The 10606-nt window shown below is 67.4% G+C and carries 6 protein-coding genes and 1 pseudogene; all 7 read left to right on the top strand.

Going from position 1 to position 10606, the window contains the following annotated elements; genetic code table 11:
- Positions 1-240, top strand: a 240-nt coding sequence (locus VLR48_RS14965) for a 23S rRNA (pseudouridine(1915)-N(3))-methyltransferase RlmH (RefSeq protein WP_325292560.1), incomplete at its 5' end; no start/stop codon positions are given.
- Between the two features lie 130 nt (positions 241-370).
- Positions 371-1012, top strand: a complete 642-nt coding sequence (locus VLR48_RS14960; protein ID WP_325292559.1) for a nucleoside triphosphate pyrophosphatase — start codon at positions 371-373, stop codon at positions 1010-1012.
- Between the two features lie 81 nt (positions 1013-1093).
- Positions 1094-2548 carry a ribonuclease G gene (gene rng / locus VLR48_RS14955; RefSeq protein ID WP_325292558.1) on the top strand — a complete coding sequence of 485 codons (1455 nt, stop codon included), beginning with the start codon at positions 1094-1096 and terminating at the stop codon, positions 2546-2548.
- Positions 2549-2570: 22 nt separating this feature from the next.
- Entirely contained in the window at positions 2571-6656 is a 4086-nt protein-coding gene (locus VLR48_RS14950; RefSeq protein ID WP_325292557.1) for a YhdP family protein, read from the top strand.
- Between the two features lie 217 nt (positions 6657-6873).
- Positions 6874-7703 (top strand): annotated as a pseudogene (locus tag VLR48_RS14945) (carbon-nitrogen hydrolase family protein).
- An 87-nt stretch (positions 7704-7790) separates the two neighbouring features.
- On the top strand, positions 7791-9233 hold the full coding sequence (gene tldD / locus VLR48_RS14940; protein WP_325292556.1) for a metalloprotease TldD: 1443 nt from the start codon (positions 7791-7793) through the stop codon (positions 9231-9233).
- 75 nt (positions 9234-9308) lie between these two features.
- On the top strand, positions 9309-10606 hold a 1298-nt coding region (pmbA, locus tag VLR48_RS14935), incomplete at its 3' end, for a metalloprotease PmbA (protein WP_325292555.1).

The following is a 10606-nucleotide window of genomic DNA, read 5'->3' as shown; positions in this document are numbered from 1 at the left end:
CCCTGGAGCACCAAGGCCCTGGCGGAGCAGTTGCGGACCTGGCTGGCCGGGGGTCGCGAGCTGGCCTTGCTCATCGGCGGCCCGGACGGCTTGGCCGAACCCTGTCTGGCGCGAGCCGATCAGCGCTGGTCACTGTCCCGGCTGACCTTTCCGCACCCGCTGGTGCGGGTCATCGTCGCCGAGCAGCTCTATCGCGCCTGGACGCTGGTGCAGGGGCATCCGTACCATCGGGGAGACTGAAGCCGCCAGCCGCCGGCTGTGAGCGGTGGGATTAGCCGTGTAAGAGCTGATAGCTGATAGCTGACAGCTGGAAGCTGGCGGCAGGAAGCAGGAGGCAGGAAGCCAACCGCAACCTTTGGACTCAACAGCCATGCCCCAACCCCGGTCCGACAGCGAAACCGACCACCACCTCTATCTCGCCTCGCGCTCGCCGCGGCGGCTCGCCCTCTTGGAGCAGATCGGCGTGCGCGTGGCCCTCGTCGAGGCCGAGACGGACGAGACGCGCTGGCCGGGCGAGTCGCCCGAGACCTATGTCCGGCGTGTGGCCTTGGAGAAGGCGCGTTCGGGTCGTGCCGCGGTGTCCGAGGACGAACCGCGGCCGGTGCTGGCGGCGGACACGGCGGTCGTCCTCGGAGACATGACACTCGGGAAGCCCACGGACCGGGCGTCTGCCGCCCACATGTTGAGCACCCTGTCCGGGCGATCGCATCGGGTTCTGACCGCGGTCGCCCTGATCGTCGGCGAGCTTGAGCTGACCGACCTGAGCGACAGCCTGGTGACCTTTCGCGCCTTGAGGGAGTCCGAGATCCTGAGCTACTGGGACACCGGCGAGCCTTGCGACAAGGCCGGTGCCTATGCCATTCAGGGTATCGGCGCGCTCTTCATTTCGGACCTGCAGGGCAGCTATTCGGGTGTGATGGGTTTGCCGTTGTTCGAAACGGGTCGACTGCTCGCTGCGGCGGGGATCCAGGTGATCGGGTCGGCTTCGGGCGCAGTCTCGCCCCGCGTCTGAAAACCACTGCCGCCTGTCTTTCCGGGACGAACGCGGGTAGGCTCAAACCGATATCAAGACAGGCCAACGAGCGATGTTCCCGTGAGCGAAGAGATCCTGATCAATGTCACGCCGCCGGAAACCCGGGTCGCCGTGGTTGAGAACGGCGTGGTGCAGGAGATCATCATCGAGCGCGCCGAGCGCTGCGGTCTGGTCGGCAACATCTATAAGGGTCGGGTCTGTCGGGTGCTGCCCGGGATGCAAGCGGCATTCGTGGACATCGGCCTGGATCGAGCCGCCTTCCTCCATGCCTCCGACATCATGGGACCGCACGGCGAGCCGCGCAGCGATCAGATCCACGAGCTGGTGCACGAGGGCGATCGGCTCGTGGTGCAGGTGGTGAAGGATCCTCTGGGCTCCAAGGGTGCGCGGTTGACGACCAACATCTCGGTGGCCTCCCGCTACCTGGTCTGCATGCCGGCCCTGGCGAGCACCGGGGTCTCGCAGAAGATCGAGGACGAGGACGAGCGGCGCCGTCTGCGCGATATCCTGCAGCGCTACGTCGATGCCCACGAGGGCGAGGGCGGCTTCATCGCGCGAACCGCGGCCGACGGCGTGTCCGAGGAGTCGTTGTTTCGGGACATGGCCTTTCTCGCCAAGCTCTGGCGCGGGATCCGCGAGCGCTGCGCGGCGGCTACCGAGATCGGTCTGGTCCACGATGATCTGCCGCTGGCCATGCGTGCACTGCGCGACCTGGTGACGCCCGAGGTGGAGCGGGTGCGCATCGACTCGCGGGCGATGGTCGACAAGGCCATGGCCTTCGCGACCAAATACATCCCCGAGATCAAGGAGCGCATCGACTACTACCAAGGCGAGCGTCCCCTATTCGATCTCTACGGGGTGGAAGAGGAGATCCGCAAGGCGCTCCAGCGCAAGGTTCAGCTCAAGTCCGGCGGCCATCTGGTGATCGACCAGACCGAGGCCATGACCACCATCGACATCAACACAGGTGCCTTCGTCGGCCACCGCAATCTCGAAGAGACCATCTTCAAGACCAACCTGGAGGCGGCCCAGGCGATCTGTCGGCAGTTGCGGCTGCGTAATCTCGGCGGCATCATCATCATCGATTTCATCGACATGTCCGAGGACGAGCACAAGCGCCAGGTGCTGCGGGCCTTGGAGAAATGTCTCGCGCGCGATCACGCCAAGACTCACATCACCGAGGTCTCCTCGCTTGGTCTGGTGGAGATGACCCGCAAGCGCACCCGCGAGTCGCTCGAGCATGTGCTCTCCGAGCCTTGCCCCTACTGCGGCGGTCGCGGCTCGGTGAAGACCGCTCAGACGACCTGCTACGAGATCTTCCGCGAGATCCTGCGCGAATCGCGTCAGTTCGACGTGGAGACGCTCTTGGTCTTGGCCTCCCAGGAGGTCATCGACCGGCTCCTCGACGAAGAGTCAGCCCATCTCGCCGAGCTCGAGGCCTTCATCGGGCGTCCCATTCGCCTCCAGGCCGAGGCGCTCTACACCCAAGAACAATACGACGTGGTTTTGATCTGAGGTTCGCCCTCGACCGTCCGGCATGTCTTTCTCGCATACACGCACAACCCGCTCCATACGACGTCTCGTCTCGTTTGCCGTCGTGGTCGCGACAACCGGGTTCGTGCTGGCTGCAGTCCTCGTCACGGCTGCACGTTTTGCGCTCCCGCTGACCGAGGTCGACAACCGCTGGGTCGCCGAGATGCTCGGCGAGCGGCTCGGTTATCGGGTGCGCCTGGGCTCAGCCTCGCTGCAGCTCGACGGGCGCGGCCCGCGTCTCGTCGTGCGCGACCTGCGGCTGTTCGATCCCGATCCTGGCCCGGATGCCGGCCCTAATCCAGGACGGTCCAAGGACGTCCTTGCGCTGGATGCCTTCGAGATCGCGATCGATCCGCTGGCGTCTGTCCGGGCGGGCGTGCCGAAGATCACGGCGCTGACCTTGATCGGGTCGCGACTTGCGGCGCGCATCGACTCGGAGGGCCGTCTCCAGCTCGACGGTCTGGAGGCGCTGAGCGGGCGCGACCCGAGGGCGCTCGAATTTTTGCTTACGCAGGCCCGTGTCGAGCTGGTGGTGGGAGAGATCCTGTTGCGCGACGACCGCCCGGCCACCTCACGCGCCGGGTTGCGTCTGACGGACCTGCACCTGCGCCTCCTCAACAACGGCGACCGCCATGCCTTGGCCGCAACCGCGGCCCTTCACTCGATCGGCCACCCGATCGGTCACGCAGTGGCATCGCTGCGCCGGGATCCCGGACCGAACCGGCTGAGCCTGTTCGCCGATCTGGACGGCCCCGCGACCGAACCGGCCTCTTGGAACGGGCGCGTTTACGCCGGTCTGGATGCCGGCGATCTCGACGAGATCCTCCGCGGGAACGGGTTGCCGGCGGTCTCCGTGCGCAGCGGCCGCATCCGACTCGAGAGTTGGTCGCGGATCGGCGCCGGACGTCTGGAGGACGCGCTGATCCGGGTCGCTCTGAGCGGCCTGCGGGTGGGGCCTGTGCACGGAGAAAGCAGCCCGTCGAACTCTGGACCGGCCGAGCCGCTGAAGGTCGCACACTTGGGCGCGATCGCCCGGGTCAGGCCGCGCGCGGAGGGCTGGCATCTGCAGATCGGAGACCTCGCCGGGCGCATCGCCGACGCCGATGTGCCCCGTCTCGACCTGGACCTGCGCTTGACCTCCGAGGGGCGGCCGGATCGCCTGCGGGTGAGGAGCGATCCGCTCGACTTGGCTGCCTTGGCCTCGGTGCTCTCCGCCTCTCCTTGGTCCTTGCCCGAGTCGGTCGCCGGACTGATCGCGGCCAAGCCGCGCGGCCGTGTCGAGGATCCGATCTTGCAGGTCGACTGGGTGGCGGGGCAGCCCCCGCGTTGGGCGGTCCGCGCCGAAGGGGAAGGGCTCGGCTGGGATCGCACGGGAGCGCTTCCGGGTATCGACGGACTCGCCGTGCGGTTGCGCGCCGACCGCGAGGGGGGCGAGGCCCGCGTGGGCTCGGCCGGGCTCGCGCTGGATCTGCGTCCGCTCTTCAGCGAGCCGCTTGCGCTCGACCGGCTGTCCACTCGGCTCGACTGGCGGATCGACCCGTCCGGCGCGGCTCGGATCTCGGCGCGGAATCTAACCTTCGAGAATGCGGATCTGGCCGGTCGGGCGAGGCTCGTGCTGGATCTCTCGGCGGACGGCTCAAGCCCACTGATGGATCTGCGCGCAAGCTTTTACGACGGCGACGGCTCGCGCGTGCGTCCCTATCTCCCGGTCGGGATCATGCACCGGGATCTGGTGCGCTGGCTGGAGCGCGCCGTCGTCTCCGGTCGCGTGCCGCAGGCCGATCTGATCTTTCGCGGACCGCTCGCCGCCTATCCGTTCCGCGGGCACGAGGGGCGCTTCGAGCTGCTGCTCGAGCTCGAGAATGCGGTCCTCGATTATCTCCCCGACTGGCCCGCGATCCGCGAGGCGGCCGGTCGGCTTCGCTTCCTCGATCAGTCGCTGACCATCGAGCTGGACCGCGGTCGTATCCTCGACAGTCGACTCGTGCAGGCACGCGGCGAGATCCCGGAGATCTGGGGCGCGCAAGGCATGAGGATCGTCGGCGAGACCGAGGGTCCCTTCTCCGACGGTCTGCGCACCTTGACCGAGACCCCCTTGTCGAGGGATCTGGGCCGGCTCGCCGGGAGCCTGGAGGTGACCGGGGACTCGCAGCTCCGGCTCGAAATCGACCTGCCCTTCACTAAGCAGAGGCAACTGGGCGTTGCCGGTCGTCTGTCCTGGCCGAAGCCGGCGACCTTGGCGATTCGAGGTACCCCGGTCGAGCTGTCGCGTCTCGGCGGCGAGGTGACCTTCACCGAGAAGAGCCTTGCCTCGGAGGCGCTCGAAGGGATGCTCTGGGACCGGCCGCTGAGCCTCTCGATCGCTACCCTGAAACCGGGTGTCGCGGACGCCTCGGCGACCCTGATCAAGGCCCGGTCACGCACCCCGGCGACGGAGCTCGGGCGGCGCTTTCCGAGTCCGGCTTGGGGGCTCGTGAGCGGCGAGCTCGACTGGGATCTCGATGTGACCATCCGCAATCGCGACGTCCGCGCGGCGGCGCTGCCGCTCGACTATCGGCTGGCCGCGCGTCTGAACGGGCTTGCGATCGACCTGCCGGCGCCGTTGGGCAAGAGCGCCTCGGCGACGCGTGACCTCGAGCTTGTCGGCGCGCTGGTGCCCGGGAGCTCTTTGCGTGTCGCCGGTCGTCTCGGCGAGGTGGCCGGCGATCTGATGCTCGATCTCGGCGCTTCGCCTCCGCCCGCGATGCGCGCGCATGTGCGTCTCGGGGGCGAGTCCGCGCCGACTCCCGAGGGTGAAGGGGTGTTCCTGGACGGGCGCTTGGCCGATCTCGACCTGGCCGCCTGGCTGGGGCGCCTCGAGGCGCTCTCGACCGGCAAACAGGCCGGCGAGTCGCCCCCCGCGCCCGGCGCCGCCGCCTGGTTCCGCGGTGCCGATCTGCAGGTGGATCGGCTCGCGTTGGGTGGACCTCGGCTGACCGACGTCGATCTTCTCCTCGCGCCGATCGACAGCGGGTCCTCGGGCAAGGGTTGGGAGGTTGCCGTGCGAGCGAACGAGCTCGCAGGCGAGATCGAGATCCCGGCGGAGGAGGAGGCGCCCGTGCGTGTTGCACTGGAGCGACTGGACCTGCTCGCCTTTCAGGATAGGCCGGAGCAGGGCGAATCCGAGCCTTCGGCCTTGCCTGTCGAGGAGCCGTTTCGCGGCCTTCCCCCGATCGACGTGCGAATCGCGCGGTTGAGCTGGGGCGATGCCCTTCTGGGAACGCTGCAGCTCGACCTGCGCCCGGACGCCCTGGGTCTTCGCCTGCCGAGCATCCGGCTGGTCGGCGAGGGGTTGGTCACGGCCGAGGGCGAGGCCGCTTGGCTGCGATCCGAAAGCGGCGGTCGCAGCGAGGTCTCGTTGCGCGTGGAGTCCGTCGATTCCGGTGTCCTGCTCGAGGCCTTGGATTCACAGAACCGACTCGAGGACGCGCCGATGCAGGCGCAGCTCATGCTGGGCTGGCCGGGGGGATTCGGCGACTTCGAGCTGGCGCAGGCGCTCGGCGTCCTGGACGTGGAGGTAGGCTCGGGGCGGCTGTTGGACGTCGAGCCCGGTGTCGGGCGGGTGTTGGGGTTCCTGAACCTGAGCGCCTTGAAGCGGCGTCTGACGATGGACTTCACCGATCTCTATGGTCAGGGTTTTGCCTTCGAGGAGATGCGGGCGCGGATCCAGGTCGCCGAGGGCAAGGCGACCCTCGACGCCTTCACCATCGATGGCCCGGCGAGCAAGGTGATCGTCAGCGGATCGAGCGATCTGGTGCATCAGCGTTTCGAGCAGAGTGTCGTCGTGGAGCCGCGGATCGGCTCGAGCGTTGCGCTGGCCAGCGCGGTCGCGGGCGGGCCGGTGGTGGGGGCCGCCGTCTATCTGGTCGATCGCATTGCCGGTAATGCCATCGATCGACTCGGCCGTTACCGCTACCGGGTGACCGGACCCTGGAGCAATCCGGATGTCAGCCGGGTCGGATGGGATCCGGCGGTCGGTGTGGATGCCTCGCCCGCGCCCGCTTCCGGCGAAGCGCCGACTCCGCCGGAGCCAAATCACTTTCTGGATTGAGCCCGATCGAGCGGGATTGTTTCGGCCGACCGGCAGGGGTGGTATCGTTCCGAATCGATAGGGTGACGGCGCGGCGCCTTGGGTCGCTCGGGCATGCACGAGCGGATGTTGTGTCAACGACCCTTTCCCCCCAATCGCCGATCGGATCGCGACGCAGGCCGAATCGGATTGGCCCGCCCCTTCGCCTGCCGGGGCAGCAGTGATTGCGGTAGAGACCATGAAGACAAAACCGAAGGTCGGAGCGGTCCAGATGGCGACCGGTCCAAACGTAAGCGCCAACCTCTTCGAGGCGGAGCGCCTGATCAAGGCGGCGAAGGACAAGGGTGCGAGTCTCGTCGTGCTTCCCGAGAACTTCGCCTTCATGGGCAAGCGCGATCAGGATCAACTGGCGCTGCGCGAAGAGGACGGCGACGGACCCTTGCAGGCGTTTCTGGCCCGAGTGGCCAAGCAGCAGGGTGTGTGGCTCGTCGGCGGGACCATCCCCTTGGCCGCCCACGATGCGGGCAAGGTTCGGGCCGCCTGTCTGGTGTTCGACGATCGCGGCGAGCGGGTCGGCCGTTACGACAAGGTGCATCTGTTCGACGTCTGTCTGCCCGAGGGCGGGGAGCGTTACCAGGAATCGGCGACGATCGAGCCGGGGGACGAGACCCTCGTCCTGGATACGCCGTTCGGACGCATGGGTGTCGCGGTCTGCTACGACCTGCGTTTTCCGGAGATGTTTCGTCGCATGCTCGACGGCGGCATGGAGATCCTGGCGATCCCCTCGTCCTTTACCGCCATCACCGGGAGGCCCATTGGGAAACCTTGGTGCGCGCCCGGGCCAACGAGAATCTGGCCTACGTGATCGCGGCCGCGCAAGGCGGCTTCCACATCAACGGCCGCGAGACGCATGGCCACAGCATGATCGTCGATCCCTGGGGTACGGTGCTCGCGCAGGTGCCGCGCGGCTCGGGCTTCATCTGCTGTGCCATCGACGACGACTATCAGGATTCGGTCAGACGCAACTTCCCGACGGTCGACCATCGTCGTTTGAAATGCCGCGCTTGAGACCGCAGTTTTGATGCACTTAGGCAGCTCGGCGGGTGCATACGCGCCCGACCCTGTCTCCCCGACGGAGCCCGACAACACCCGATGATGACCGACCCGATTGCGATTGCACGCACGAGTATTCTCGAGCCCGCGGGATTGACCGAGCAGGATCTCGACCGTCTGCTCGGACTTCTGGCCGGCTCCGCCGTGGATGCTGCGGATATCTATTTTCAGTCCAGCCGGCTCGAGTCCTGGGTGCTCGAGGACGGAATCATCAAGGACGGCAACTTCAGTATCGAGCAAGGCGCCGGGTTGCGGGCGATCAGCGGGGAGAAGACCGGCTTCGCTTACTCGGACGAGCTGCGCTTCCCGGCCCTGGCACAGGCGGCCGAAGCCGCCCGAGCGATCGCGCGGATCGGCCAGGGCGAGCAGGTGCGCATCGGCGAGGTTGCAAACAAGCGCAGCCTCTACGACCCCACCAATCCGATCGCGAGTCTTCCCGATCCGGACAAGATCGCGCTGCTGCAACGGGTCGATGCCGAGGCACGGCTTGCCGATCCGCGCGTGCGCGAGGTGGTGGCCAGTGTCGTCGCCGTGCAGGACACCGTTCTGGTGTTGGGCGACGACGGCGCCTTGTCGGCCGATGTGCGCCCCCTTGTGAGGCTGAACGTGAGCGTCGTCGCCGAAGACGGCGGGCGTCGCGAGCAGGGATCGAGCGGGGGCGGTGCCCGCGCCGATCTGGATTATTTTCTACTCGAAGACCGAGCGATGTCCTTCGCGCGCGAAGCCGTGCGTCTGGCCATCACCAACCTCGAAGCCGGCGATGCGCCTGCCGGGACCATGACGGTCGTGCTCGGATCCGGCTGGCCGGGCGTACTCCTGCACGAGGCGATCGGGCACGGGCTCGAGGGCGACTTCAACCGCAAGGGCAGCTCGGCCTTCGCCGGACGGATCGGCGAGCGGGTGGCCGCACCGGGCGTGACGGTCGTAGACGACGGCACCTTGCCGGGTCGTCGCGGGTCGCTGAACATCGACGACGAAGGGACCATGACCCAAAACACGGTCCTGATCGAAGACGGCATCCTCTGCGCTTACATGCAGGACAAGCTCAACGCGCGTCTGACCGGGACGCACTCCACGGGCAACGGTCGCCGCGAATCCTACGCACACCTGCCGATGCCGCGCATGACCAACACCTACATGCTCGCCGGCGAGCGTGATCCCGAGGAGATCATCGCCTCGGTGGACAAAGGCTTGTACGCGGTCAATTTCGGCGGTGGACAGGTGGATATCACCTCGGGCAAGTTTGTCTTCTCCGCAAGCGAGGCCTACCTGATCGAGAACGGCAAGGTCGGGCGCCCCGTGAAGGGTGCGACCCTCATCGGCAACGGGCCGGATGTCCTGACGCGCGTGAGCATGATCGGCAACGATCTGCGGCTCGACCAAGGTGTCGGGACCTGCGGAAAGGAGGGTCAGAGCGTCCCGGTCGGCGTCGGCCAGCCGACCTTGCGGATCGATGGACTGACCGTCGGCGGGACAAACGCCTGACGGGGAGGTCCGCTCTCTCGACACGACCAGACCACCGACGCCGTGCCCGGAACCTCTCTCACCCAAGGACTTTCCATGTCGATTGCCGCCACCGAAGACACCGCGGAACGCCTCGCGCGCTTGAAACAGACGATCGAGGATCTCCTCAAGGAGGCAAAACGACGCGGCGCGACGGCTGCCGAGGCCTCGGTCGGCAGCAGCGCCGGGCTCGAGGTCTCGGTCCGGCTCGGCGAGGTCGAGACGGTCGAGCACACACGCGACAACGGCCTCGGGATCACCGTCTATTTCGGAAACCGCAAGGGTTCGGCGAGCACGTCCGATCTGAGTAGCGGCGCGTTGCGCGATGCGGTGAAGGCGGCCTGTGCCATCGCCGAGCACACCCAAGAGGATCCTTGCGCGCACCTCGCCGACGCGGCGCTGATGGCCGCCGAAATCCCGGACCTGGATCTCTATCACCCCTGGCATCTGGGGGTCGAGGACGCGATCGAGATCGCGGCGGCCTGCGAGGACTCGGCCCGCGGCTTTGATCCGCGGATCGTCAACTCGGAGGGTGCAAGCCTCTCCACGCACACCGGGATCCAGGTCTACGGCAACAGCCACGGATTCGTCGCCGGCTACCCGACCAGTCGGCACGGGCTCAGCTGCGCCGTGATCGGTCAGGAAGGCGAGAGCCTGCAGCGCGACCACTGGTGGACCAGCGCCCGCGCGGCGGCCGATCTGGATTCGGCGCGCATGGTCGGCGAGCGTGCGGCCGAGCGGACCGTGGCCCGGCTCGGCTCGCGTCGCATCCCGACCTGTCAGGTCCCGGTCCTGTTCCGTGCCGAGGTCGCGACGGGCCTCATACGCAGCCTGGTTTCGGCGATCCAGGGCGGCAGCATCTACCGGCGCACCAGCTTCCTGCTCGACCACCTCGGCGAGCGCATCTTCCCGGAGTTCGTGCGGATCCACGAAGAGCCCCACCTGCCGCGGGGACTCTCGAGTGCGCCGTTCGACGGGGACGGTGTTGCGACGCGTGCCAAGGACCTGATCACCAACGGGGTTCTACAGACCTATCTTCTGGATGCCTATTCCGGCTGTCGGCTGGGCATGCAGACGACGGGCAACGCCGGCGGCGTGCGCAACCTGCGCATCGTCATGGGTGATCTGGATCGCGCCGCCTTGCTGCGCGAGATGGGGACCGGCCTGATGGTCACCGAGCTGATGGGGCACGGCGTGAATCCGGTGACGGGCGACTACTCGCGCGGTGCCGCAGGCTTTTGGGTGGAGGGCGGCGAGATCCGACACCCGGTCGAGGAGATCACCATCGCAGGCAACCTCAAGCGCATGTACGCGGGCCTGCTGGCGGTCGGCAACGATTACGATTATTCAGGCAG

Source organism: Thiocapsa sp. (genome assembly GCF_035467215.1).
Taxonomy (GTDB): domain Bacteria; phylum Pseudomonadota; class Gammaproteobacteria; order Chromatiales; family Chromatiaceae; genus Thiocapsa.
This window is presented reverse-complemented; position numbering and strand designations above follow the sequence as displayed.